The 26,336-nt window shown below is 40.2% G+C and carries 23 protein-coding genes; 13 read left to right on the top strand and 10 right to left on the bottom strand.

Annotation, left to right across the window (positions count from 1 at the left end):
• Positions 1-15 precede the first annotated feature (15 nt).
• From fabF to pyk, 4 genes are all read left to right on the top strand, one after another.
• Positions 16-1,269 (top strand): beta-ketoacyl-ACP synthase II, encoded by a 1,254-nt coding sequence (gene fabF / locus G3567_RS10095; protein ID WP_164005210.1) that lies wholly within the window; start codon positions 16-18, stop codon positions 1,267-1,269.
• A gap of 14 nt (positions 1,270-1,283) precedes the next feature.
• Positions 1,284-2,021, top strand: coding sequence for a ribonuclease III (gene rnc, locus G3567_RS10090; RefSeq protein WP_164005209.1), 738 nt, complete (start codon positions 1,284-1,286; stop codon positions 2,019-2,021).
• 138 nt (positions 2,022-2,159) lie between these two features.
• The gene (locus G3567_RS10085; RefSeq protein ID WP_164005208.1) at positions 2,160-2,642 is read left to right on the top strand and encodes an IPExxxVDY family protein; all 483 of its coding nucleotides are present in this window, start codon (positions 2,160-2,162) and stop codon (positions 2,640-2,642) included.
• Positions 2,642-4,072, top strand: coding sequence for a pyruvate kinase (pyk, locus tag G3567_RS10080; RefSeq protein ID WP_164005207.1), 1,431 nt, complete (start codon positions 2,642-2,644; stop codon positions 4,070-4,072). Before G3567_RS10085 ends, pyk begins: the two co-directional genes overlap by 1 nt.
• A 167-nt stretch (positions 4,073-4,239) precedes the next feature.
• Here the strand turns inward: pyk and rsmI are convergent, their stop codons facing one another.
• A complete protein-coding gene (gene rsmI, locus G3567_RS10075) occupies positions 4,240-4,920 on the bottom strand; it encodes a 16S rRNA (cytidine(1402)-2'-O)-methyltransferase (protein ID WP_164005206.1) in 681 nt (226 codons plus the stop codon).
• A gap of 2 nt (positions 4,921-4,922) precedes the next feature.
• Positions 4,923-5,861 (bottom strand): hypothetical protein, encoded by a 939-nt coding sequence (locus tag G3567_RS10070; RefSeq protein ID WP_164005205.1) that lies wholly within the window; start codon positions 5,859-5,861, stop codon positions 4,923-4,925.
• A gap of 101 nt (positions 5,862-5,962) precedes the next feature.
• Between G3567_RS10070 and G3567_RS10065 the strand changes: the two genes are divergently transcribed.
• Positions 5,963-6,601 (top strand): thymidine kinase, encoded by a 639-nt coding sequence (locus G3567_RS10065; RefSeq protein WP_164005204.1) that lies wholly within the window; start codon positions 5,963-5,965, stop codon positions 6,599-6,601.
• Positions 6,601-7,704, top strand: a complete 1,104-nt coding sequence (gene alr / locus G3567_RS10060; RefSeq protein WP_164005203.1) for an alanine racemase — start codon at positions 6,601-6,603, stop codon at positions 7,702-7,704. Before G3567_RS10065 ends, alr begins: the two co-directional genes overlap by 1 nt.
• A 75-nt stretch (positions 7,705-7,779) precedes the next feature.
• Here the strand turns inward: alr and G3567_RS10055 are convergent, their stop codons facing one another.
• Entirely contained in the window at positions 7,780-8,166 is a 387-nt protein-coding gene (locus G3567_RS10055; RefSeq protein ID WP_164005202.1) for a hypothetical protein, read from the bottom strand.
• 189 nt (positions 8,167-8,355) lie between these two features.
• Here G3567_RS10055 and uvrC point away from each other — a divergent pair, with 189 nt between their 5' ends.
• From uvrC to G3567_RS10025, 6 genes are all read left to right on the top strand, one after another.
• The gene (gene uvrC / locus G3567_RS10050) at positions 8,356-10,158 is read left to right on the top strand and encodes an excinuclease ABC subunit UvrC (protein WP_164005357.1); all 1,803 of its coding nucleotides are present in this window, start codon (positions 8,356-8,358) and stop codon (positions 10,156-10,158) included.
• Positions 10,148-12,391 carry a patatin-like phospholipase family protein gene (locus G3567_RS10045; RefSeq protein WP_164005201.1) on the top strand — a complete coding sequence of 748 codons (2,244 nt, stop codon included), beginning with the start codon at positions 10,148-10,150 and terminating at the stop codon, positions 12,389-12,391. The genes uvrC and G3567_RS10045 overlap by 11 nt, the downstream gene beginning before the upstream one ends.
• Before the next feature lie 212 nt (positions 12,392-12,603).
• Positions 12,604-13,770 (top strand): homogentisate 1,2-dioxygenase, encoded by a 1,167-nt coding sequence (locus G3567_RS10040; protein WP_164005200.1) that lies wholly within the window; start codon positions 12,604-12,606, stop codon positions 13,768-13,770.
• Positions 13,771-13,852: 82 nt separating this feature from the next.
• The gene (gene hppD / locus G3567_RS10035; protein WP_164005199.1) at positions 13,853-14,992 is read left to right on the top strand and encodes a 4-hydroxyphenylpyruvate dioxygenase; all 1,140 of its coding nucleotides are present in this window, start codon (positions 13,853-13,855) and stop codon (positions 14,990-14,992) included.
• Positions 14,993-15,121: 129 nt separating this feature from the next.
• The gene (locus tag G3567_RS10030) at positions 15,122-15,889 is read left to right on the top strand and encodes a DUF3108 domain-containing protein (protein ID WP_164005198.1); all 768 of its coding nucleotides are present in this window, start codon (positions 15,122-15,124) and stop codon (positions 15,887-15,889) included.
• Between the two features lie 35 nt (positions 15,890-15,924).
• Positions 15,925-16,425 (top strand): UpxY family transcription antiterminator, encoded by a 501-nt coding sequence (locus G3567_RS10025; RefSeq protein ID WP_164005197.1) that lies wholly within the window; start codon positions 15,925-15,927, stop codon positions 16,423-16,425.
• Here G3567_RS10025 and G3567_RS10020 read toward each other — a convergent pair.
• Together G3567_RS10020 and G3567_RS10015 are read right to left on the bottom strand one after the other, a co-directional pair.
• Complete coding sequence (locus G3567_RS10020) at positions 16,414-17,775, bottom strand: DUF5723 family protein (protein ID WP_235923559.1); 1,362 nt, start codon at positions 17,773-17,775, stop codon at positions 16,414-16,416. The genes G3567_RS10025 and G3567_RS10020 overlap by 12 nt on opposite strands.
• On the bottom strand, positions 17,772-18,299 hold the full coding sequence (locus G3567_RS10015) for a hypothetical protein (protein WP_164005196.1): 528 nt from the start codon (positions 18,297-18,299) through the stop codon (positions 17,772-17,774). Before G3567_RS10015 ends, G3567_RS10020 begins: the two co-directional genes overlap by 4 nt.
• Before the next feature lie 223 nt (positions 18,300-18,522).
• Between G3567_RS10015 and G3567_RS10010 the strand changes: the two genes are divergently transcribed.
• Entirely contained in the window at positions 18,523-19,002 is a 480-nt protein-coding gene (locus tag G3567_RS10010; RefSeq protein WP_164005195.1) for a hypothetical protein, read from the top strand.
• Between the two features lie 83 nt (positions 19,003-19,085).
• Here the strand turns inward: G3567_RS10010 and G3567_RS10005 are convergent, their stop codons facing one another.
• The 5 genes from G3567_RS10005 to katG all read right to left on the bottom strand — a co-directional run bounded on the left by G3567_RS10005 (position 19,086) and on the right by katG (position 26,107).
• Complete coding sequence (locus G3567_RS10005; protein WP_164005194.1) at positions 19,086-19,373, bottom strand: hypothetical protein; 288 nt, start codon at positions 19,371-19,373, stop codon at positions 19,086-19,088.
• 238 nt (positions 19,374-19,611) lie between these two features.
• Positions 19,612-21,765, bottom strand: a complete 2,154-nt coding sequence (locus tag G3567_RS10000; RefSeq protein ID WP_164005193.1) for a KAP family P-loop NTPase fold protein — start codon at positions 21,763-21,765, stop codon at positions 19,612-19,614.
• Positions 21,766-21,923: 158 nt separating this feature from the next.
• Complete coding sequence (locus tag G3567_RS09995; RefSeq protein ID WP_317164174.1) at positions 21,924-23,063, bottom strand: DUF6575 domain-containing protein; 1,140 nt, start codon at positions 23,061-23,063, stop codon at positions 21,924-21,926.
• Positions 23,056-23,439 carry a hypothetical protein gene (locus G3567_RS09990; RefSeq protein ID WP_164005191.1) on the bottom strand — a complete coding sequence of 128 codons (384 nt, stop codon included), beginning with the start codon at positions 23,437-23,439 and terminating at the stop codon, positions 23,056-23,058. Before G3567_RS09990 ends, G3567_RS09995 begins: the two co-directional genes overlap by 8 nt.
• A gap of 418 nt (positions 23,440-23,857) precedes the next feature.
• Positions 23,858-26,107 carry a catalase/peroxidase HPI gene (gene katG, locus G3567_RS09985; protein ID WP_164005190.1) on the bottom strand — a complete coding sequence of 750 codons (2,250 nt, stop codon included), beginning with the start codon at positions 26,105-26,107 and terminating at the stop codon, positions 23,858-23,860.
• Positions 26,108-26,336: the final 229 nt, after the last annotated feature.

The following is a 26,336-nucleotide window of genomic DNA, read 5'->3' as shown; positions in this document are numbered from 1 at the left end:
AAATAGTCTTATTTCATGGAATTAAAGCGAGTTGTAGTTACTGGTCTAGGGGCGCTTACGCCCATAGGAAATAATATATCAGAGTATTGGGAAGCCCTCAAAAGCGGTAAAAGTGGAGCGGCACCCATCACCTATTTTGATACTAGCCTATTCAAAACAAAATTCGCCTGTGAAATAAAAAATTTCAATGCCACCGATCACTTCGACAGAAAAGAAGTACGGCGACTTGACAGATTTGCACAATATGCTTTAGTGGCTTCGGATGAAGCCATTTTAGACTCTGGTGTGGATCTGGATGTTGTCGATAAATATCGAATCGGTGTCATCTGGGGAGCTGGAATTGGAGGTTTGGAAACCTTCCAAAACGAAGTCATTGACTTTGCTAAAGGTGACGGAACTCCACGTTTCAACCCATTCTTTATTCCCAAAATGATTGCAGATATTGCCCCTGGCAACATCTCTATCAAGCATGGATTTATGGGCCCCAATTACGCAACGGTTTCTGCATGCGCCTCTTCTGCAAATGCTATGATAGACGCTCTAAACTATATTCGTTTAGGCTACAGCGATATCATGGTTACCGGTGGAAGTGAAGCCGCAGTCACCCAGGCAGGTATGGGCGGATTCAACTCTATGCATGCCCTTTCTACAAGAAATGATGACCCTCAGAAAGCATCGAGACCCTTCGATGCTAACCGGGATGGATTCGTACTTGGAGAAGGCGGAGGAGCGCTTATTCTTGAAGAATATGAGCACGCCAAGGCCAGAGGAGCGAAAATTTATGCCGAAGTCATTGGAGGAGGAATGTCCTCTGATGCCTATCACATGACCGCTCCGCATCCGGAAGGAAAAGGAGTGATTGCTGTGATGAAAAATTGTCTTGAAAATTCCGGACTTAAACCTGAGGATGTCGATACCATCAACACGCATGGTACCTCTACGCCTCTTGGGGATGTGGCAGAACTGAAAGCTATCAAAAACGTTTTTGGAGATCACGCCAAGAATATCAATATCAATTCTACAAAATCAATGACTGGTCACTTACTGGGTGCCGCCGGAGCCGTAGAAGCTATCGCTTCTATTTTAGCCATGCAGCATAACCTGGTTCCTCCAACGATCAATCATGAAACTGCAGACGAAAATATTGATCCCGAACTTAATCTTACACTGAACAAGCCTCAGGAACGAAAAATAAAAGTTGCGATGAGCAATACATTTGGATTTGGAGGTCATAATGCCTGTGTAGCTTTTAAAAGTATGGATGAGTAGTTTATCACTTTCGAATGAAATTTTTTAAACATATCTTAAATGAATCCCGTTCTCAAACAGACGGGATTTTTTTTCAAAAAATCCAAAAGATTATAAAGGTAAAACCGAACGGCTTAGCTGTTTATAAACAAGCCTTTACACATCGTTCCTTAAAAATACAAAATGAAGACGGGCGTTATATAAGTTACGAGCGTCTGGAGTTCCTTGGAGATTCTATTCTTGGCGCTGTTATTTCTACCTATCTCTTTGAAAATGCACCGCATGGCGATGAAGGCTACCTGACCAAAATGCGATCTAAAATTGTTAGCCGCAAAAACCTCAATATACTCGGTGAACGTTTGAACCTCACCGACCTTATCCTTTCTGACATTCCCACTGAAAAGCTGGGTAAAAATATAAACGGCAATTTATTTGAAGCGCTTATAGGTGCTATATACGTCGATAAAGGATTCAAAGCCTGTGAAACCTTTATCTACAAGAAAGTGATACGGGAAGACGTTGATCTGGTCAAACTTGAAAAACGCGTGATGAGCTATAAGAGCTTGATGATCGAGTGGTGTCAAAAAAACAAATTCACCTTCGAATTTGTGGTGGAAGACGACCAGGGCAAGGATGAAGAAAAACATTTTTCGGTAAAACTCATCATCAACAATGAAGTTTCTGGGAAAGCAAGGGAAACTTCAAAGAAAAGGGCTGAAGAAAAAGCTTCTCAACGCGCTTACTTTACATTTCAGAACAGCATGAGTATCTAAAATTCTTTCCACGAAAACGTTTTCTTAAGCTTTAGCGCTTTTTATATTTCATTAAGATTTGATGCATCTTGTTTTGTTTCATATATTTACATTCGCTCTGTTGAAATGTTATTAACGAGTTTTGATGACCTCATGATCATGAAGAAAAGAAGATTTAGTTTATCTGATTTTGATATTTATGATTTCAAATTGATAGGCATTCATTCTCATCAGGAACCTCACAAGCTGGCTTATCTCATCAATTCTGTTCTTGGAACGAGTTTCAAAAGAATGGAGAACAATCTTGACCTAAGTGTAGGTGGCAAATCAGTAACATTTCCCATATTCGATTATTTCAATAAAGAATGGGATACCAAATCATACTTGATCTGTAACAAAGTCAGCTTAGAGCAGGTTTTTGTAACAGCCGATAATTTATTTGATTCTGAAGATTTAATGACTTCAGAATTTTTATTGAAAGATTATAAACGCGTAGATTATCTGTTGAAAATAGACGACGAGCTGGATATTTTCAATCCGGAACTCATCATAAAAAAACTAATAACAATAAATCAAATTTCAATGGCATACCCTATTGAAAGTCATGCGATAAAACATCCAGAACATTTAATTTTAGACTAATGAAAACATCAAAGAAAACAAAAATAGTTTCCACTTTAGGCCCTTCAACCAGCAAAAAAGAAGTCCTTAAGGACATGCTAGATGCAGGCGTCAACATCTTTAGAATCAATTTTTCTCATGCCGATCATGGCGACGTTCGCGAACGTGTAAAAATGATTCGTGACCTCAATGAAGAATATGGGTATAACGCAGGTATACTTGGCGATTTACAAGGCCCTAAACTTCGGGTGGGCGTTATGAAAGACGAGGTGGTTGTAGAACCTGGTGACGAAATTGTCTTTGCCACAGGTGAAGAGTTTGAAGGTACAAAAACCCGGGTCTACATGAACTACGATACCTTTCCACAGGATGTGGAGCCTGGTGAGCGTATTTTACTTGACGATGGGAAGCTTATTTTTGAAGTGCTTACGACCGACAAAAAAAGTGAAGTAAAAACCAAAGTCATACAGGGCGGGCCGCTTAAATCTAAAAAGGGCGTTAACCTTCCTAATACCAACATTTCACTTCCGGCACTGACAGAAAAAGATGTTGAAGATGCCATTTTTGCCTGTGAACTCCAGGTCGACTGGATCGCCTTATCCTTCGTAAGGTTTGCAAGCGATCTCAAGCAGCTTCAGAAAATTATCAAAAAACACAGCGCCTACAAAATTCCTATCATTTCAAAAATCGAAAAACCGGAGGGGGTTAAAAACATCGACAAAATCATAGCTTACTGTGACGGATTGATGGTTGCCCGTGGAGATCTTGGTGTAGAAGTGCCTGCTCACGAAGTGCCGCTCATTCAGAAGCAACTCGTTTTAAAAGCAAAACAGGCCAGAATTCCCGTCATCATTGCCACGCAGATGATGGAAACCATGATAGACAGCCTTACACCGACTAGAGCGGAAGTAAATGATGTGGCCAACTCCGTCATGGATGGTGCCGATGCGGTTATGTTATCCGGAGAAACTTCTGTAGGAAAATATCCGGTACAGGTGATTCAAAAGATGGCTCAAATTCTGAAAAGTGTTGAAAACTCACCACTGATCAACGTTCCACATGAGGCTCCGCAAATCAAAACCAAGAGGTACATCACAAAATCCATTTGTTATCACGCCGCCTTAATGGCCAATGAAATCGACGCAAATGCTATTTGTACATTGACCAATAGTGGTTATACCGCATTTCAAATTTCGGCCTGGAGACCGGATTCTCATATTTTAGCTTTTACTTCCAACAAAAGAATTCTCACACAATTAAGCCTGTTGTGGGGTGTTAAAGCCTTTTACTATGACAAATTTGAGAGTACCGACGAAACGATAGATGACATAAACTCTATTGCCAAGGAGAAGAATTATGTTGAAAAAGGAGACTTCACCATCAACCTGGCCGCGATGCCAATTGAAGCAAAAGGCATGGTAAACACACTCCGAGTGTCAGAGATAAAATAAGTTCTCAAACTTCCAAAAAGTTGCTTTAAATCTATTACTTGTCATTCTGAACCTGCCTGAGTGAATCAAGCAGGCAGGTTTATTTCAGAATCTAAATTGTTGGGCAATCACTTAACAGACTTTGAATCAAGTTCAAGGTGACAATAAATGTTTTAAAACAACTTTTTTTATGCTTTCAATCCGGATCCCGCGAGTACAATGACGAATTCCCCTTTTGGTTTTTTCTCTTCAAAATGCGTGATGACTTCAGCAAGACTTCCACGAACAGTCTCTTCATAAAGTTTTGAAATTTCCCGTGAAACACTCACCTGCCGGTCTGCTCCAAAATGGTCTGCAAACTGCTCAAGGCTTTTTAAGAGTTTGTAAGGCGATTCATAAAACAGGATGGTACGTTCTTCTTCAGCTAAAGCCTTAAGGCGTTTTTGTCTGCCTTTTTTGGCTGGCAGAAAACCTTCAAACACAAATTTATCATTGGGCAAACCGCTGTTGACCAGCGCAGGAACAAAAGCGGTTGCTCCTGGCAAACACTCGATTTTGACGCCTTCTGCAACACAGGCTCTCGCGAGCAAAAATCCGGGATCGGATATGCCCGGGGTACCCGCATCTGTGATGAGGGCGGTTTCCCTTCCGCTTTTGATTTGCCTTACTACAGAATCGGTTTGCGAATGCTCATTGTGCTGATGATAGCTTTGCATTGGTGTTTCTATTCCATAATGCTTGAGCAAAATGCCACTGACACGGGTGTCTTCTGCAAGAATAACATCCACAGACTTTAAGACCTCAACCGCCCGGTAAGTCATATCTGCAAGATTGCCTATAGGGGTGGGAACCAAAATTAATTTTGACATGCTTACTCGAATTTGCGTTCAATAATCTCCATAAATCTTGCCTCTGTAGCTTCTTTACCTTCCCAGTTATCGTAATCGGGTTTTACCTGATTTTGGATAAATGATTCCGCCTCCTTGAAAGAAGACATGGTATTGAGCTGAGAAAGCACCCGGTTGTAATCATCGGTGCTCCCGCCAAAAAGATGATTTGTAAACGCAATCCTGTCGTTAAGCCCAATCTTGATTCCTTTTTTCAGTCTGTCGTTCAGAGACTGCTTTTCTTCATGAGCAGAATTCAGGTTAGATTTAACGGCTTCGGGTTTAGGTGGTGTTGATTTTGGCTCTGAGTGGTCAGCATCCGGGTTTTGCTCCGGATATTTTTGCTCGGGAGGCTTCGGCTTCTGGTCCTGGTCAGCAGATTTAGGTTCAAAATCCGGCAAGTCATCAAAATGAACACCGTAACTATTGAAATCATCCTCTGTGGGATAGGGTTTTTTTGGAGGGGAAGTTTTTTTCTCATCGGAAGACTCTGATGGGGAAGATTTTTTGTTCTCTGAATGGGATTCAGAATCAGATCTGGATTTGTGAGTCAGTTTTTCAAACTCTGCCAAAAGCAAATCGACCTGCTCAGATTCCGGTGGCATTTGAGATACGATATCTTTTATTTTTTCAGTATTGGGTTCAGAGATGGGATTGGGATTGTAATCCATACCATCAGGGGATTTGTAATGCCCGCTTTCTTCATCTATGTCGCTGAATTGCTCTGCAAAGCCTTCTATGAATTCAGTCTTGGAAACCTCAGACTTTAAGCCTCCAAAATGGGATTCAGCAAAAGCCAGGATGCTCAATTTCTCATAGAGCTCAGCCGCTTCATTTTTTAACTGGTGTATATCTGCTCTGTTTTTCAATTTTAAAATACGCTCGGCTATACTTATCAATTCGTCTTCTAAAACTCTCTTCATAACATTTGTGATTTTCTTCTTTAAAGACCTTATTATTTTTGCTAATTTTAGCCTTATTATTCGGTAGTGACAATCTATTTATTAACGCCCTAAAATACAAAATGTTTCTCGAAAACACTGTTAATCACAAAGAGCAATTTGGATGGATCGAAGTCATCTGTGGAAGTATGTTCTCCGGAAAAACGGAAGAATTGATCAGGCGGCTCAAACGTGCGAAGTTTGCCAAACAAAAAGTCGAAATTTTCAAACCCCAAATCGATCGCCGGTATGATGATGAAGAAGTGGTCTCACACGACGAAAACTCCATCCGCTCTACTCCGGTTCCGGCCGCTGCAAATATTCGGCTCCTGGCAGACGATTGTGATGTGGTGGGCATCGATGAAGCTCAGTTTTTTGATGATGAGATTGTTTCGGTTTGCAACGATCTGGCCAACAGAGGCGTGAGAGTGATTGTGGCTGGCCTGGACATGGATTTCAAAGGCAATCCCTTTGGACCCATGCCCAACTTAATGGCTACCGCAGAGTATGTAACCAAAGTGCACGCGGTTTGCACGAGAACCGGTAATTTGGCACAATACAGCTACAGAAAATCAACCAAAGAAGACCTGGTTTTACTCGGCGAAACCGACGAATATGAACCTTTAAGCAGAGCGGCCTATTTTAAGGCCATGCTCAAAGAGAAAGTAAAAAATATCGACGTAAAGGACTCTCAGGAACTCATTCAAAAAAAAGCGAAGTAATGTCCAAAGTTTTGGAAACACGTCTGGAAATAGACCTCAATGCTTTGGAAGCAAACTTCAAATTATTGAAAAGCTATTTGAGTCCCGGAACCAAAATGATGGGGGTCGTTAAGGCCTTTGCGTACGGTACAGATTCGATAATCATCGGTAAGCATCTGGTAAAAATCGGTGCTCAGCATCTTGCCGTCGCCTACATCGAAGAAGGCGTGAGATTGAGAAAAGCCGGGGTTGAAGTTCCTATTCTGGTCTTTTATCCCCAGCTGGAAGAAATTCAAAACCTGGTAGACTACCAGCTCACCCCAAGTGTGTACACCCACCGTTTTCTGGAAGGACTCTGCCAGGAGCTAACGCATCATGAGGTAGACGCTCTTGGTGTTCACCTCAAAATCAATACAGGACTAAACCGACTTGGTTTTGAACTGAGTGAGCTGGATTCCATTTTAACCCATCTGGAATCAGAAAAAAAGATAAAGGTGGCCGGTGTGTTTTCTCATCTTGCCGCCTCTGGAAATAAAAATGAGGTTGAATTCACCAAAAGCCAGATCGCTAAATTTGAAGAAGCCCGAGGCTTTTTTAAAACCCATCTCGAGTACAGCTTTGAAAGCCACATTTGCAATTCCAGTGGTATATTGAATTTCCCTGAAGCCGAATTTGATATGGTACGGGCAGGCATTGCTCTGTATGGCTACGGAAACAATCCTGAAGAACACCGCCTGTTAAAAGCGGTGGCGAGTTTAAAAACCGTAATCGCCCAGTTGCGAACCATTCAAAAAGGAGATAGTGTAGGCTACGAACGCAAGTTTAAGGCAGAACAAACCACCAAAATCGCCACGTTGCCCTTAGGCTATGCGGATGGCATTTCCAGAATTTTTGGAAATGGAAAAGCACAGGTTTTAGTGAATGGAAAAAAGGCCCCTATTGTGGGAAACGTCTGCATGGATACCTTAATGGTAGATGTAACGGGAATTGCGTGTGAGGAAGGGGATGAAGTGGAAGTCTTTGGAAAAAACAATACGGTTGTGGACTTTGACCTTCAGCAACAAACCATCCCTTACGAAGTGATTACGAGAATTTCTCAGCGGGTTACGCGGGTCTTGGTTTAAACTGCAATTGCTTTTTTATAAGTGCCGTTTTATTCTCAATAAGTTATTTGGAATAGCATAGGTTTAAGGAAAAGCTTAGTATTTTAAAACCGGCTTTCCGTTTTCACATTCGACCCCGCTTGGCTGAGGAGGCAGAGAACAATCACTGGATATTCCCCACTTTTTATTGAATTCTTCCTGAGCCCTTTTATGCTGATTAATTTTCTCCAAGAAAAGCTCTGTGTCAATATTTAGTGAATATGCAATAAATCCTGCAGGTCCACCACAAGCCTTGCTCCCAATGCTGGTAAAAGTCCAGTTTGATGAATCCTTACAGCTTTCACTGTATGCTAAACTTTCAATTTCAGAAAACATTAGTTTTAAGTTTTGAGCTTCTTGTTCTTGACTCATTTCAGTATCATTTTCGCAGGAAAAGCAAATTCCTGCGAAAATGAAAATCCAAAAAAGATTTAATTTTTTCATATGACTAAAAGGGCCACATTTTATTTTGGCCGATAAGAATTATACACACCAACTGTTCCTTTACATAAAGATAAACACTTACAGCCATGCATCTCAATTTCTCACTGAAAAAGTTTAAATAGTATTTCATTTTTATAAAGTCTTACCAAGTTTAAAGCATAAGACTTAACTTTGCTCGTACTGGAATTTATGGAAACCACAGACCTAGACATACAAGTAAAAACGCTTCCGGAAAGCCCCGGTGTTTATCAGTACTATGATAAAGACGACAGGATTTTGTATGTAGGCAAAGCCAAAAATCTTAAAAAAAGAGTGGCTTCCTATTTCAACAAACAGCACGACAGTCATCGCACTAACGTGATGGTAAAGAAGATCAAAAACATAAAGCACATTGTCGTCGATTCTGAGATGGATGCGCTCCTGCTTGAAAACAACCTCATCAAAAAGCATCAGCCGCGTTTCAACATCATGTTAAGGGATGACAAAACCTATCCCTGGCTGTGTATCAAAAACGAACGCTTTCCCAGAGTTTTTCTGACCCGACAAGTCGTGAAAGACGGCAGTGAATACTATGGCCCTTACCCCAGTGTGCGCACTGTAAAAACACTTATGGGTTTGATTAAAGGGCTTTATCAGCTCAGAACCTGCAACTACGATTTGTCTCAGTCTAAAATTGACCAGGGAAAATATAAAGTGTGTCTGGAATACCATCTGGGCAATTGTAAAGGGCCTTGCGAAGATTATCAGGATGAAGAAGAGTACCTCAAACAAATCGAGGCGATACGTAACATTGTAAAGGGAAACCTGAAGGATTCCCTGAAAGATTTCAAAGACCAGATGCATGCCCTGGCCGAGGAAATGAGATTTGAAGAAGCCGAAAAAGTTAAGCGAAAAATCAATACCCTGGAAAAGTATCAATCCAAATCTACCGTTGTCAATCCTAAGATCAGCAATGTTGACGTGTTTTCCATTGTTAGCGATGAAGGTTACGGCTATGTCAATTTTCTACAACTGTCTCACGGTGCTATCATTCGTTCCCATACCATCGAAATGAAGAAAAAACTGGATGAGACCGATGAACAGCTTTTGGAATTGGGCATCACTGAAATAAGACAGCGCTTCGACTCCATGTCCCCCGAAATTTACGTGCCTTTTGAAGTGGAGGCTGGTGAACATGTGAAAGTAAGCGTTCCAAAACTGGGCGATAAAAAAGCCATTGTGGATCTGTCCACAAGAAATGCAAAGTATTTCCGCATGGAGCGTTTCAAGCAAATGAAAATTGTAGACCCCGACCGGCATACCAATAGACTGATGGCTCAGATGAAAGAAGATTTAAGGCTGAACGAAGAACCTCGGCATATCGAATGTTTTGACAACTCCAACATACAGGGTTCCAATCCTGTTGCCGCCTGCGTCGTTTTCAAAAATGGGAAACCCAGTAAGAAAGATTATCGTAAATTTAATATCAAAACCGTAGAGGGTCCGGATGATTTTGCTTCTATGGAAGAAGTCGTGTACAGGCGCTACAGGCGACTGCTGGAAGAAGACGAACCTCTGCCTCAGCTCGTGATTGTGGACGGAGGTAAAGGCCAGTTATCTTCTGGAGTTACAGCGCTGGAACGCCTTGGGTTACGAGGAAAAATACCGATCATCGGCATTGCCAAACGCCTTGAGGAACTGTTTTATCCCGGCGATCAGTATCCATTGTACCTGGATAAGAAAACAGAAACCTTAAAGATTATCCAGCAGCTAAGAAACGAGGCTCACCGCTTTGGAATTACGTTTCACAGAAACAAGCGAAGTAAAAATGCCATTGGTACAGAGTTGGAGGAAATTACAGGAATAGGAGAAAAAACCTCAATTGAATTGTTACAGCATTTCAGATCCATTACAAAAGTGAAAGAGGCAACTTTTAAGGAGCTGGAAGATGTTATAGGAACTTCCAAGGCGGGACTTATTTATAACCATTACCACACTCAAAATGAAAATTAATTTACTGCTGCTGCTTTTCCCTGTATTGGTTTGGAGCCAGAATCTGGATCTGAATCAACTGGATAGTTTAAAAAACTCCGGAAAACAGGTTAAGGTAGGATTGGTTTTAAGTGGTGGAGGAGCCAAGGGTTTGGCTCACATTGGCGTTTTAAAAATTATAGAGGAAGCAGGAATACGGATAGATTACATAGGGGGAACCAGCATGGGCGCGGTTGTAGGTGGGCTTTATGCAGCAGGATATACAACGCATCAACTGGACTCTATTTTCGAGACGACAGATTTTAGCACCCTAATTCAGGATGATTTACCAAGGAGTTCGAAGAGTTTTAATATCAGAAAAGATTCTGAACGCTACGTTTTAAAGCTCCCGTTTGATGATTTTAAGATCAAATTTCCTTCCGGGGTATCCAAAGGACAAAACATTTACAACCTCTATGCCCAGCTGTTATCCCGTGTGCGTGTCAAGGATTTTTCTAAGCTGCCCATTCCATTTCTCTGTGTCGCCACCAATGTGGAAACCGGTGAAGAAGTGATTCTGGAAGAAGGAGATCTGGCCACTGCACTTTCAGCCAGTGGTGCGATTCCAACCCTTTTCAGCCCGGTTTACATCGATGGAATGATGCTGACCGATGGTGGAGTCCTGAACAATTTTCCTGTGTATGAAGTTAGAGCCAAAGGCATGGATATTATTATCGCCGTGGATGTTCAGGATGATTTAAGGAAACGGGAGGAACTGGAAAGCGGTCTGGAAATCCTGACCCAAGTCAACAATTTCAGGACGATTAAGTCGGCTAAGGAAAAGAGTCAAAAAACAGAGATATACATCAAACCCGATATTAAGGATTTTTCGGTTTTGTCTTTTGACCAGGGTGAACAAATTATCGATAACGGAGAAATGGCGGCACGAGCGAAAATAGAATCTCTAAAAAAAATCGCTGAAGTTCAAAGCGGAACTTTTACACGTCAGCCCGTTGCCGTGCCGGAACAAATCCAAATAGGGAATATAAAACTCATTGGAAATGAGCGTTTTCCCAGAAATTACATTACTGGAAAGCTAAAAATTGAATCTTTTGAAAAAACCAGTTTTAATCAATTGAACGCCGGGCTTAACAATTTATCGGCCACAGGCAGTTTTGAAAAGATAAATTATACGCTTTCTGAAAATGGCATTTACAAGGACCTCACGCTGAAGATGTATGAAAGTGAACAGAATACACAACTCAAATTCAGTGCGCATTACGACGAACTCTACAAAACGAGTTTCCTGGCCAACCTTACCCAAAAAAGACTGTTTTTTATAAATGACCTAGCCTCTTTAGATTTGATCATTGGTGATAACCTAAGGTATAATTTCAATTATTATATCGACAAAGGGCGGTACTGGAGCATCGGGTTCTCCTCCAGGTTTAATCAGTTTGAAGAGGATGTCAATTTTGAGTTTATCCAGCAGAATATAGGTTCTCAAAATATTCTGAATCTGAATCAGGTCCGGCTGAGAAATAACGATTTCACCAGTCAAATCTATGCTGAAACTTTTCTCACCAAAGACTTTAAATTCGGCCTTGGAGCCGAATACAAATTTCTGAGAGCCACCACTGAAACCTTTATCCAGGATCCCATGGTCAGTGAAGCCGAAACCATCATAGAAAAGAACAATTTATTTAGCAGCTTTGGCTATCTCAAAATCGATACCCTCGATGACAAATTCTACCCGAGTTCCGGCTATTTCTTTTCCGGGCAGTTGAACATTTACTTCCCCTTTTTTGATGATTATTCTGAATTTGCCATTGCAAAAGGTGAAATAGGCTACGCTCAGCCTTTGCTTCCTAAAGTTTCCGGTTATATTGGTTCGGAACTGGGTTTCAGGACTGGAAATGAGGATCTGGCTGCGCTCAATTTTTTCCTGGGTGGATTCGGAAACCAGACCATCAATAATTTCAGACATTTCCTGGGTTATGATTTTTTCACGCTTTCTGCAGATTCCTACATCAAAGGCATTATACAAATAGATTATAATTTCTATAAAAAAAACCATCTCCTGTTTACAGCCAATTACGCCAATGTTGAAGACGATCTCCTGTGGACAGGGGACTGGCTAAGCACTCCTGATTTTTCAGGGTATAGTATTGGCCTGGGATCACAAACCATAATAGGCCCCATAGATCTAAAGTATTCTTATTCTCCGGAAACCAAAGAAAGCATCTGGTATGTGAGTTTGGGCTACTGGTTTTAATCCGTCGTTTTAGGACTGATGCCCCCTTTTCCTTCCTTTCATGTTTTTCGCAAATTTTGCGTGAAACTGAAGTTGAAATTCTTCTAGAGCACATTTAAGCAGTGTTGCCAGGAAGAACCTGAGCCTGCAGCTTTCCAATTAAAATAATAATATGCAAATCCGACTTTAAGATTACATCTATTTTCACGATATTTGATAAAATCGTCAAAAACATGCCTTTCTATCATAAACTTGGTAAAATACCACACAAAAGACATACTATCTTCAAGAAACCCGACGGTTCCTTGTATCGCGAGCAGCTTTTCGGCACGATTGGTTTTGACGGAATGTCCACCAACAGCTACCACGAACATCATCCTACCCAGGTAAAAGAAATCCTGGGACATAAGGACGTTACTCCTAAAATTGCCGTGAGTACCAATTTGAAATCTTACAAATTTCATGGGTTCAAAACCATACCTCAGCCCGATTACCTGGATAGCCGATCTACTGTTTTGCACAATTCGGATGTCAGCATTATCCTTGCCGCTCCTACGCAGTCGCTCAAGGATTACTTCTATAAAAATGCAGATGCAGACGAGTTATTATTCATCCATAAAGGCAAAGGAAAACTAAGAACGCATCTGGGGAACCTGGATTTTAGCTATGGGGACTATTTGCTCATCCCCAGAGGAATAATTTATAAAATCGATTTTGAAACCGAGGATAATCGCCTCTTCATCGTAGAGTCGAGACGACCGATTTACACGCCGAAACGCTACAGGAATCACTTTGGACAACTGCTGGAACATGCACCGTTTTGTGAGAGAGACTTAAGACAGCCCTACGAACTCGAAACCAATGATGAAAAGGGAGAGTTTTTGATCAAAGTGAAAAAAGAGAACCAGTTATTTGACATGGTGTATGCCACGCATCCCTTCGATGTGGTTGGCTACGACGGCTACAATTATCCTTATGCCTTTTCCATTCACGATTTTGAACCCATCACAGGCCGGGTTCATCAACCGCCTCCCGTGCATCAAACCTTTGAAACCGATGCCTTTGTGGTGTGTTCCTTTTGCCCGAGATTGTTTGACTATCATCCCGAAAGTATTCCTGCGCCTTACAACCACAGCAATATAGACAGCGATGAAGTTTTATATTACGTTGACGGAGATTTCATGAGCAGAAACGACATAGAAGCCGGACACCTGTCGCTGCACCCTTCGGGGATTCCTCACGGACCCCATCCGGGTGCAGTAGAACGCAGCATTGGTCAGACCAAAACCGAAGAACTTGCCGTGATGGTCGATACCTTCAAACCTTTAAAGATCACTGAAGAGGGAATGGCCATTGCCGATGACAGCTATCACCAATCCTGGCTTGAAGATAATCACTAGCCAGCAAGCCTGCATTAGGGATTGGGGAGGGAAACGGCCAAAAACTGAATTAGATAAAAAATTGAATTAAAAATACAGACCAATGCATACAGATACCACCAGCCAAAACTTACCAAAAGTCAATGCCAAGGCAGAAGACTTTTTACCCATTCTGGGGACCGACTTTGTAGAACTTTATGTAGGAAACGCCAAACAGGCGGCCTATTACTACCAGACGGCCTGGGGCTTCCAGCCCGTGGCTTATGCCGGACTTGAAACAGGCAAAAAAGACACCACGTCTTATGTTTTGCAGCAGGGCAAAATAAGACTGGTCCTTACCAGCCCTATGGGCGAAGGAGGCAACATCAACAGACATATCAGTGAGCACGGGGACGGCGTAAAATTCGTTTCGCTTTGGGTAGACGATGCGACCCGAAGTTTTGAAGAAACGGTGAAACGGGGAGCCAAACCCTATGCCGAGCCTTATACGATTGAAGACGAGCACGGAAAGGCTGTGATCTCAGGCATACATACCTACGGGGAAACCATACACCTGTTTATTGAGCGGAAAGATTACGAGGGTCCTTTTTTACCCGGGTATAAAGCCTGGACCAAAGTCTATAAAACCGAGACTGTTGGCCTTAAATACATCGACCATATGGTAGGAAATGTGGGCTGGAACGAAATGAACAAGTGGGTTAATTTTTACGCCGATGTCATGGGATTTGCTCAGCTGCTTTCCTTTGATGATAAGGATATTTCTACGGAATATACCGCACTGATGAGTAAAGTCATGAGCAACGGAAACGGCCGAATAAAATTCCCGATTAATGAACCTGCTGAGGGAAAAAAGAAGTCACAAATTGAAGAATATATCGATTTCTACAATGGTGCCGGCGTACAGCATATAGCGGTGGCTACCGATAATATCATTGAAACCGTGAGTGAATTACAGCGTCGGGGTGTAGAGTTTCTGAACATTCCTGAAACTTACTACGACACGGTCCTGGACCGAGTGGGTGAAATAGACGAAGACCTGGCGCCGCTCAAAGAACTCGGCATCCTGATCGACAGCGATGATGAAGGCTATTTATTGCAAATCTTCACCAAACCAGTTCTGGACAGACCCACCATGTTTTTTGAGATTATACAGCGCAAAGGGGCTCAATCCTTTGGAAAAGGAAATTTCAAAGCCCTGTTTGAGGCCATAGAACGCGAACAAGACTTAAGGGGAACTCTCTAGAATTTTAAACCACAGCATCTAAAAGTCTTTTATCTCTGTATGAAGGCTTTTAGCTTTGTTATTAAAGTCGTCATAAAATAAGGGCATGTTAATTGATATTATAGAAATTTGAACAAATCTTATACGTCTATGAAATTAATTTTCAGCTTATTCTTTTTCATTTGGACTCTGACCGGTTTTAGCCAATCTGCATACGAAGAGGGCGAATGGCTTAGCTTTAAAATTAAATACGGCTGGTTCAACACCAGCACGGCAAGTCTGGAAATCGATAAAGTCAATTTAGACGGAGAAGACGTCTACCATATCGTTGGAATTGGAAAAAGCGTTGGTCTTCTGGATCTTTTTTTTAAGGTCAGGGACCGGTATGAAACCTATATTACGGAAGACAAAGGCTTGCCCCTGAAATTCATAAGAGACATCAATGAAGGCGGGTACGAAAAAAATAAGGAATTGTTTTTTAACCACGCTGCCAATGAGGTGGTCGTCGTCGACTTAAAACACGACACAACCGAGACCTTCGACCTGAAGAACAATACCCAGGACATGCTTTCTGCGTTTTATAAACTCAGAAATACCATAGACCTGAGTACGCTTAAAGTTGGACAGGAATTCTATTTAAACATGTTTTTTGATAACGAAAACTATGATTTCAAGACGAAATTCCTGGGTTTTGAAACCATTGAAACAAAATTTGGAAAAGTACCTGCTTTAAAATTCAGACCCTATGTCAAAGCCGAGCGTGTGTTTGAAGAAAGCGAAAGCCTTACCTTTTGGGTTTCGGCCGATAAAAATAAAATTCCATTAAAAATTAAAGCTGAACTGGCTGTAGGCTCGCTTACTGCCGAGCTGGACCAGTTCAAAGGCCTGAAACATCCCTTCAGCATTATAATGAACTAAGACCCGGCTTGTACTGATAAAATCAAACAAAGTTTATGGATTCTACTACCCAAACCTCTTCTCACTGGTATGTCCTTTATACCAAACCCAGAGCGGAAAAAAAACTGGCCAAGCAATTGCTACAGGATGGGATTGAAGCCTATTGTCCTACGCGGGTAGAAGTAAAACAGTGGAGCGACCGCAAGAAAAAAATAGAGACTCCCATATTGCCTTCTATGATTCTGGTGAATATCCCAGATCAGGACAGGCCTCTGGTTTTCGACAGACCTCAGGCGGTAAGATACCTGTACTGGCTTGGAAAACCGGCAAAAGTAAGTTCTAAAGAAGTGGAGAGTCTGCGATCCATGGCTGAAGACAGTCAGTTCGAAAGCCAGGAATTACAAAGTCTGAGGCCGGGAGAAAAACTGGATATGACGGCCTTGGGGTTTGAACAAATTGAAGGCACAGTCAAGTTTGTGAATGCAAAGGAATGCTGGATCATCCTGGAGCATATAGGCTACGTGGTCAAGTTCAAAAAAAGCCAGTTAGAACTTTAAATTCATTCCAAACTGAAAGGCCAGGGCTTTAGCCTCATACAGGTTAGTTACATTGTTGAGCCGATCCAGATTCAAAAACAGATTGACTTTCCCGGCATCCAAAGCCAAGCCTCCTCCATAATTCGGCCTGTTAAACTGGTCTACTCCTAAACTTGCTTTCACGTAAAACGCATTCCAAAAGCGTCTTTCATACATCGCATTGATACTGTAAAATAAATTTCCGGCATTGGCCATGCTAAACACATGCAGGCTTAAGGTTTGATTTCCGAAGCGTTCCCTTGCTGGAGTGAGGGTACAATCATAGGAGCCTGATACACTCCCAAACCTGTAGCTTAATCCCAAATTCATTTTAGCGGGCTGCACAAAGGTGTAGGCGTCTGAAGTGGTTTCAGAAGGAAGTGCTTCCTCTATGTCGTCGCCAAGATCTTGATAATAGGTCACAAGGTCACCGCCCTGGGCAAAATCGGGGAACTGAATTTCCAGGCCCTCATATTCATAATACCCTTGAACCGTAAGTCTTTGGGTGTCTTTGCTGAACTGAATAAATCCAAGATCCAAAAGACTGGCTGTAAACTCAAGTTTGTCGTCGATAATATAGGACAGTCCAAAGTCGAATCCCAAACCCAAATTGGAACCAAACAAGAGGTTTCCGGGAGTCAGCTCATCCGCATTTTCTATCCCTGTCGAATCAAATTTTAAGTTCAAATTGCTTATGGTTTGAGTGAGTAAAAGTCCGGTTTCATCGGTTCTGGATCTAAAACGCCCGGTGTTTCTTAAGGACCTTGCATTTAAACTCGAGGTATAGAGTTTGACACGGGCTCCCAGATGCAGATTTTCATTCATCTGTTGATTAATTCCGAAGTGAAAAACAGTCTGCGTATTCACTTTAGTGTTGATATGGCCAAGGTCATAGCTTCTGTTTTGTCCGGCATTTCCGTAGTAAGCCAGCTCTATCAGGTCTTTGGGAAAATTAGAGACGGCGTCTATTTCCTGGTAGGCTCCGGCAGAATAATACCGCTTTCCACGTCTCCAGCCTATATGAAGGAGATCCAGTTTCTGGTTGAAGGCTAGAAAATCTTCCGAGGACATTCTATCCAGCACTTCCTCTATATTGGCATTGATGTCGTTGGCGTTAAAGATAGCGTCCATGCTAAAGTCTGTATTTCCAAGCGAAACATAGATATTGGAGAGAAGAGGAATGCCTATATGAAAGTCTGTCTTTTGATAGGCCATCCCGGGGTTTAGCATCAAAGCCTGAGGATTATGCCTTTGGTTATAAAGCAGATGCTTATCCTGACTCCATAAAGCATTGCAGCTGAGTAAAAGAAGTAGAAACGCACAAGACCTCATTCTGCACTGAATAAATAGCCTGCCTCCACAATACATTCCAGTCGCATTTCTCCGGAATTTGTAGCCGACGAAGCCTGATTGATAAGGAGCTCTGCCCTGACACTCGATGTGATTTGCGCTATTTCCAGAGGATTCAAAACCACTGAGAACTCCTGAGTGCTAGGATTTCCTTCTGCTCCTGCAGCGATAGGTTCTGAAATTCTGAAGGTTTCCCTGGCATTAGCATCGTAAAATATAAAATCCAGCTGTTGTATTCTGTCGATGCTGTTTTCTGCAAGGAACTTGAATTCCAGACTGACTAAATTTTCATTGAAATCCTCATTGAAAAAATCCAGATCAACGAAATCCCGGAGGCTGTTAGGAACAGGAACGGACTGATTTCCCGCATTGATTAGACTAGCAGAATATCGGGTCTGAAACACATTGAATTCAAAAACCGGACGTGCTTCCAGGTCTTCATAATTCAACGGCCTGTCATCTGTACAGCTCAAAATAATCAGGCAAAAAAGAACTGCGTATTTCATTGCTTTTAAAACAAAAATTATGTTTAAAAATTAAGATTTCTAACTGATTGCTAAGTTAATACAAGTTTTCTCATTTCTAAAATCCGTCATTAACAAAATACATCCCGCTCTGCTCCAAAGGAAGCAGATGCGGACTATCCCTTACGCAAGCTCAGGTTGTTGCACTTTTGTCCAGGTCATCTTTTCCAGAAAAAGTGTAATTTTAAAGCATAAAATCTTAGACATGAAATCCATCCAGCACCTCCTTCTTGCCGTATGCCTGTTTACCTCAGCCTTATCTTTTTCCCAGGAAATCAGCATTGATCAAAATGCCTGGGGTTATGAATTCAAAAAAGGAGAACAGGAACTCAACTGGCGCGAACTGCTTAAAGAAACCAGCTCTGTTGAAGAAAGCTACGACCTCATCAAAAGAGCGCAGTCTCAGACTATCTTATCCACTATTTTCGGATTTGCAAGCGGGGCACTTGTCGGTATTCCTGTAGGTCAGGCCCTGGGCAATGGCGAACCCAACTGGGTGCTGGCGATTGCCGGCGGAGCTTTGATCACCGTCGCCATCCCTTTAGCGTCCCGCTCCAAAAGAAATCTGGAGGAAGGGGTCGCCCTCTACAACGCCCGATCCAAAACCGCTTTTCTCCGGGAGTTGAAACCGGAAGTCAGTCTGGTGGGAAACGCGAATGGACTGGGATTGCGGCTAAGGTTTTAAAAGCGGGACCTGAGATGTATTTTTCATCTGGGTTTTATTTAGGCTTATAAAACCAATGTCTTGCATAGCCGCTACTTGAAGGATTAACGTATAGATTGACCTTTCAAGGTGTTGTTTGCGGGATTAGAGTCCTGCATTTTGATTTCGAGGGTGTAATTCAAAAACTCGTGATTTTCTTTATAAAAGGTCTCATAGCTTCCTGCGGGAATGACTGTAGCTGCTGTATTCTTGATTTTATAGTGAAAGTAGATGCCATTCATTTCCGTTCTGTTTTCGATCACTTCCAGGGCCTGGATGTTGGCTTCTGCCTGGGCAAATGTGTGATTAAAGAATAACTGCAGACCGATAAGGAGTACTGTAATCGTTTTCAAGTTTATTCATTTAAAGTCAATATCTTGTTTTTATCTGAAACGTTTTGGATATGAAAAGTAGGGCAGTTATATGCGTTACTTTTCGGATTAACACAAGCCGAATTTTTAAATTTTACTATTTATCTTTTTTATTGGAAATTGTCAAATTTAAAAATTTGGCGACTTTGCAAATATGCCTGAACTTTCGATTAATCAAATGCTTAGAATTGAGCTGTATACATTGTTGTGGGCAGTTTTTTTACCATTTTCCCATTTCTTCAAGTGTTTCTATATCGTAGTACTTTTTTTCTTCAAATCCATCATCGTAAGCTTTTTTAAATAGAGATATTATCTTATTCTCATTTTCATCAAAATCAGCTGAATTAAGACTGTCGAACCTGCTTTTTATAGCTTCCTTATCTAATTCAGGATAAAGTTGATATTCGGCAAGTTGATATCCGACTTTACTGTTAGAAGTCATCCAGCTACGTTTAATAGATAACCAAACATACTTAACTAAATCGTGGTCGTTCTCAATTAGTTTATCAAAATTTGCCTCGTAATGTTCATTATAATTTTTATAGACAGTATCTAATATTAATCCAATTTCATCTTCGGCTAAAAATTCGTTTTTAATTAAAATATTATCAAAAAGGTCTTTTGCAATTGAGTTTCTTTTAGACAGAATTTTTTCGATAAATTCCAAGTCACTCTCTTTTTCGAATTTGAAAAGATAATACCATTCGTTACTTGAATATAACTTACCATTTTCTGATTGTTCGTTCGCATATAATATTCTATCGCCCAAATAGAATGAAGCAAAACTTACATTACTTTCTAAATGTGAGAGAATAAGTTTTCTTCGAACTTCAATATCGTTAATATCATATAACATATCAGAAGCATAATGTAATACTGTAGTTAAATCAGATCCTATACCCCAAAACATACCCTTTTTATGTGGTAAGTTTTTTGAATAAATTAAAATAGATTCAATGATTTTTTGTTGCCTATATTCATCACAGCCTTTGCTTTTTATTTTAACCCAATTTAGGAATTGAAATAATTGTCCTTTTTCTTGAACATTTTTTAAAATATCTTCATTTTCTTCGGCTGAATTTTCATTTATGAAGCTTTCAAAAACATATTCTTGAATGTCAAAATTTGACAATTGAAGATTAAAATATCTATTGAAATAACTTTCGTTTGCAACTCTTTTACCTCTAATTAAGTCATCAGGTGTATTTGAATTGAAGCTATATGAAGAGTCAACTATAAATAACCTTTTTAATATTTGTTTAATTAAATCATTAAAATCTATACTTTCAATAAAAGCATCGGTAGATTGCTCATTATTGTTAGAGCGAAAGTTAAAATTATTGATGTTGTTATCACTTTTGTATACTAAACTTTCTTTGTTATCTATGATAAACTTGTAAGCTTTTTGGTCAAATACTCTTAAAGACTCAATTAATAAAAAATCCAAGATGTTCAATTCATTCACTATTGAAGGCAAACGTAACTTTATACTATTATTAAACCTGTATATATCTCTTAATGAAGAAAAAAAGTTGATAAACGGTTCACTTTTAATGGATTCATTTAATTCTTTGATTTTATCAATTATCTCATCTTCATTAAAAAGTATATTTAAATTATCTATGAACAATCTTGAAATATCTTCTTTGGAAATTGAAGGTAATGTGTAATCTACTTGAACAATTTTTTCAATATATTTTTTTCCATTTTCGCCGAATTGATTTTCTAATGCAGTCTGAACTACATTTTGGTCATAAGCTAAAATAAAAATCGTATTCGCGAAATTCCCGTTTAATTTAATTAATTGAAAAATATCAGTTATTTCATTTGGTGTTAACCTGTCAATATCATCAATAGTAATATATAATTTTACTTTTGATTCAATTAAAATGTTATCAATTTCCTTTTTCAGTTCGGAAAGTTCTTTTTCTTTCCCTGCTTTTTTAAAAATGTTTTTTAATGATTTGAGTGCCTCTCCAGCTCCAGAATGTACGTAATTAACCCAATTCAAGTATTCTAAAAATTCAGCTATTTTCTTTGAAGCATTTTTTAGTTTTTCAGAGTTGTTTTTTAATTTTAGAATTAACTCTCTTAAGAATACATTTTGTAATTCCTTTTGTCCAGAAAACATCCAAGGATTAAACCTTAAAACAATAATTTCTTGATTTATACTTGTAGAGATATCTTCAACTTCATTAATAATAAAATTCAGCAACGTTGATTTTCCAGAACCCCAAGTTCCATTAATGCCAAGTACAATACTTTCATTATTGTCTTTAAAAGATTTAACCAAACCAGATGCTATTTCATATGCAAAAGGATGCCTTCCTAATTTATCGGTTGAATTTTCTTTTAATGGTAAATCTGTATGCATTTACTGGTTTTTTTAAATTGCCCACAACATTAAGCATATAGCTTTGTGGCAGATTTCGTAGCACTGCTTTGTCTGCCTCCATCAAAGTTAATTAAAAGTACAAATTTTACCTTTACGGCTTCACCTGCCATAAGCTATATGTAGTGTTGTAAAGCGTATTATCCTATTTCTTCTATTGAGTTAAGAATGTATTTAACTTTTTCCTTTTCTGAAACTTTCATTGCTTCTATTATTTCTGTACAAATCAGTTTATAATTTACGGTCTCTACTGTAAGTCCTTGCAAAAGGGCGGGATTACTTTCACCTGGATACTCGGTTTCATCTTCAATATTAAATACTCTCCAAGTTCCTTTATCTACATCAATTTGGACTAAATGTCCAATAAATTCTTTCACTTCTTCAGCAAGTTCTTCGGATGCATTTAAGACTTCATAAATTTTTTGTGCTCGAACACTATCAATGCTAGTAAAATGCACTTTTTCTTGATTTGGAGAATACCACTTATGTTTTACTATTAAGTTGTCATCAATAATTCTTTTTACTAATTTTTTAAGAGTACTAACAGAGTGTCCTTTTACTGTTCTCAAAATTTCTAAATAGTTGTCTTCATTATCAAAGTCTGAAATTATTGCATTTAGCTTTTCCAAACCTAACTGAATGACTGCATTTCCAAACATATCAGTCTGAGATGTAGAATAAAGATGTACATTAAATGAGCTGTAAGATGAAGCAAAAGCCCTTAATTTATAGTTTTGTGGTGCGTAAAAAGCCTTTTTGTCTTTTACTTTTTTATTTAAAAGTTCCTTTTTATATGTGTTTTCAAGAATTACTTGGTAAAGCTTCATAATGTCACCCAAATCGTCTGCTTCAATACTGTAGTTATCTTGTTCATCTGAAATAGCTAAATGAACAATAGCATTAGAATACTCAATTGATTCATTGACTATAATATCGTCAGTCTTATCGTGATTTTTAAATACAAACCCCGCATCGGGTAAGTAATCTTTAGGTAAAGCATCTACATCCAAAGCGACAGCAATGACATCATCTTCAATTGAACTAAAGGTAAACCACTGCTTAATTTCGGGGTTTTCAAAAACGTCTCTTAAGTCTAAACTACCATTTAAGAAGCTTATCAATCTATTTTTGGATATTTGAACAGCCAAGAACATAGCTTCATCTTCTTCGTACGAAGTGAGCATGCATAAGTAATCTGTACCAACTACGTCACTTGCTGTAAAAATGTGAGGAAAGTCGTAATAGACTAATATTTGCGATATGTTTAAGACTCTATTCAATGGTCTTCAATATAGAATTATTAATGTCAAAGGTAGTACTTCTCCACCAAGAATAGTGACAAGGGTCCTTAAAGGTCTTTAAAGCCAACCCGTCACTTTCGTTGAGTTCAATTTCTAAAACAGCCTTCCACTTATTTTTGTATAATGGAAGCTTGGCCATGTTCAAGCACTTATTTATTTCATCAAAAACAGAAATAGACCGAGCAATGCATTCATCCACACCCTTAAATTTTGCTTTTGGTTTTAAAGCACGTTGTGACTGAAAATCCGATTCGTCAATATTTTTATTTGTAGCAAGTCTGAATACTTTAAAATCATTTGGTTCAAATGCTTTTTCTGGCGGGCATTGTTCTGGCAAGTCTTCTTTCCAATTCATTATTTGTATTTTATTTTATATGCTTTACAACACGTTATATATTTATAAAACGACGCCTTTATAAGGTAATCCTAAGGGATAAACCAATATGGAACCAGGTTTTAGTTCACGCCATCGCATTTATGGCTTATAAACATACACTTTTAAATGCAAATAGAAACGGTTGAGTATAAAAATAAGCTTTCGTAAGCCTTTCAATCGTTTCTCTCTGCTTCAGTTGACCTTCTCCCCTTCAGGCGGACTTCCTCAGCAGACTGGATAAGGAAGTTGCCTCAAGGCCTTAAGAAATGTATCGCCCAGCTTCAGGGTAACGCAGGCAGATTCAAAATAAGCCTTTTTTAAAAGCATTCCGGTGAAGGCCTAAAAAAAGGGGATTTGTTTCCAAATCCCCTTCAACTCAATTCTCAATCAATAAAATTTAATCCAAATCGAAACGGTCCAGATTCATGACCTTGTTCCAGGCTGCCGAAAAGTCTTTGACAAACTTTTCTTTGGCATCATCGGTAGCATAGACTTCGGCCAGGGCCCGCAATTCTGAATTGGAGCCGAAAATAAGATCGGCCCGGGTTCCTGTCCATTTTTTATCGCCCGTCCTGCGGTCGGTACCTTCAAACAGGGTATCCTCTTCGTTTACCGCTTTCCAGGTTGTGCCCATGTCCAGGAGATTCACAAAGAAATCGTTGGTTAGGACTTCCGGCTGATCGGTAAAGATGCCGTGTTTGGAGTGGTCGTAATTGGTATTTAAAGCGCGCATACCGCCAATAAGCACGGTCATTTCAGGCACGGTAAGCGTCAACAGATTGGATCTGTCCACCAGCATTTCTTCTTCGGTTACTTTAGGATAGCCTTTGGAATAGTTTCTGAATCCATCGGCTCTAGGCTCCAGGGCCTCAAAAGAGTCGATTTCAGTTTGCTCTGCTTTGGCGTCGGTTCTTCCCGGATAAAACGGAATGTGGATGTCGTGACCGGCTTTTTCGGCTGCTTTTTCAACGGCAGCGTTCCCTCCCAAAACAATAAGGTCTGCAAGAGATACTTTTTTATTGTCCTTTTGAGAAGTATTGAAGTCTGCCTGAACGTTTTCCAGGATTCCCAGCACTTTGGAGAGTTGTTCCGGGTTATTCACTTCCCAGTTTTTCTGTGGTTCCAGTCGAATGTGTGCGCCATTGGCTCCCCCACGCTTGTCTGAATGTCTAAAGGTTGAAGCGGATGCCCAGGCTGTAGAGACCAGTTCTGAAATGGATAAGTCTGTATCCAGTAGTTTTTCTTTTAGGTCTTCCACATCGGCAGCATTGATCAGGTCATGGTCAACTTTCGGTACCGGATCCTGCCAGGTAAACTCTTGCTTTGGTACATCGGATCCCAGGTATCTTTCAATAGGTCCCATATCCCGGTGAGTTAATTTATACCAGGCTTTGGAATAAGCATCAGCAAATTCCTCCGGATTTTCGTGAAAATGTCTTGATATTTTCTCATACTCCGGATCTTCCTTCAGCGCAAGGTCTGTAGTCAGCATAAACGGCGCATGTTTTTTATCGGGATTATGAGCATCTGGAATTGTTCCTTCTCCTGCATTGTCTTTTGGTTTCCACTGGTAGGCTCCTGCCGGGCTTTTGGTCAGTTCCCAGTCGTATTTGAATAAATTATCAAAATACTGGTTACTCCATTGAGTAGGCGTTTCGGACCAGGCCCCTTCGAGACCACTGGTGATGGTATCTGCTCCTTTACCAGATTTATAATTGTTCTTCCAGCCCATACTTTGCATCTCCATAGGAGCGCCTGCTGGTTCTGCCTCGACATAATCCAAATCGCTGGCGGCCCCATGGGTCTTACCAAAGGTATGTCCGCCGGCAATAAGCGCCACGGTTTCATAATCGTTCATCGCCATACGACCAAAGGTAACTCTAATGTCGTGTGCAGCACCCATAGGGTCGGGTTTACCATTGGGCCCTTCCGGGTTAACGTAAATCAGTCCCATATGAGAAGCGGCAAGGGGGTATTCCAGCTCGCCTTCTTCGTAACGCTTTTCATTATCCAGCCACTCTTTTTCTGAACCCCAGTACACATCTTCTTCCGGCTGCCAGATGTCTTCACGTCCGCCGCCAAATCCCTGCATTTTAAGTCCCATGGATTCGTGGGCCACATTACCTGTAAGCACCAATAAATCTGCCCAGGAGAGTTTCTTTCCGTATTTTTTCTTGATGGGCCATAATAATAACCTGGCTTTGTCCAGATTGGCATTATCCGGCCAGGAATTGAGGGGTGCGAAACGCTGAGAACCCGATCCTGCTCCTCCTCGTCCGTCTTGTATTCTATAGGTCCCCGCAGCATGCCAGGCCATACGAATAAAGAAGGGTCCGTAATGACCATAATCTGCAGGCCACCAGTCCTGGCTGGTCGTCATAAGCTCTTCCAGGTCTTTTTTTACGGCCTCCAGATCCAGACTTTTAAATTCTTCAGCATAATCAAAATCTTCATCCATAGGATTGGCCATAGCTGAATTCTGTCTGAGAATATTTAAATTCAATGCATTGGGCCACCAGTCTCTGTTATCGTTACCAGAGCCGGCAACGCCCTTGGTGTCTCCATTTAGGAATGGACATTTAGCCGAGGAGTCATTGACATCCCAGACTTTATGGTTTGCATCTTTTGAATTTTTATTATCTTCCATAGTAAGCGAATTTTAATTTGACTATAAAGAAAATATATTTAATTGGTAATTAAATATAATATTTATCTATTAATCTGATTTGTATATAAAAAAAGTTGATTTTTCAATTTGCTAGCTTTAAAACTAAGCAAATATTAAATATTTCTAAAATTTTTTAAGTTTTCTTTATAAACACAAATGGCCCTCTCGGCAGGAGTAGGCTTTTTTATCAAAGCATGAAATGCCATGT

Origin of the sequence: Psychroflexus aurantiacus, assembly GCF_010820555.1 — a bacterium.
Classification (GTDB): domain Bacteria; phylum Bacteroidota; class Bacteroidia; order Flavobacteriales; family Flavobacteriaceae; genus Psychroflexus; species Psychroflexus aurantiacus.
Note: the sequence above shows the minus strand (reverse complement) of the source record. Positions and strands in the feature narration are given on the sequence as shown.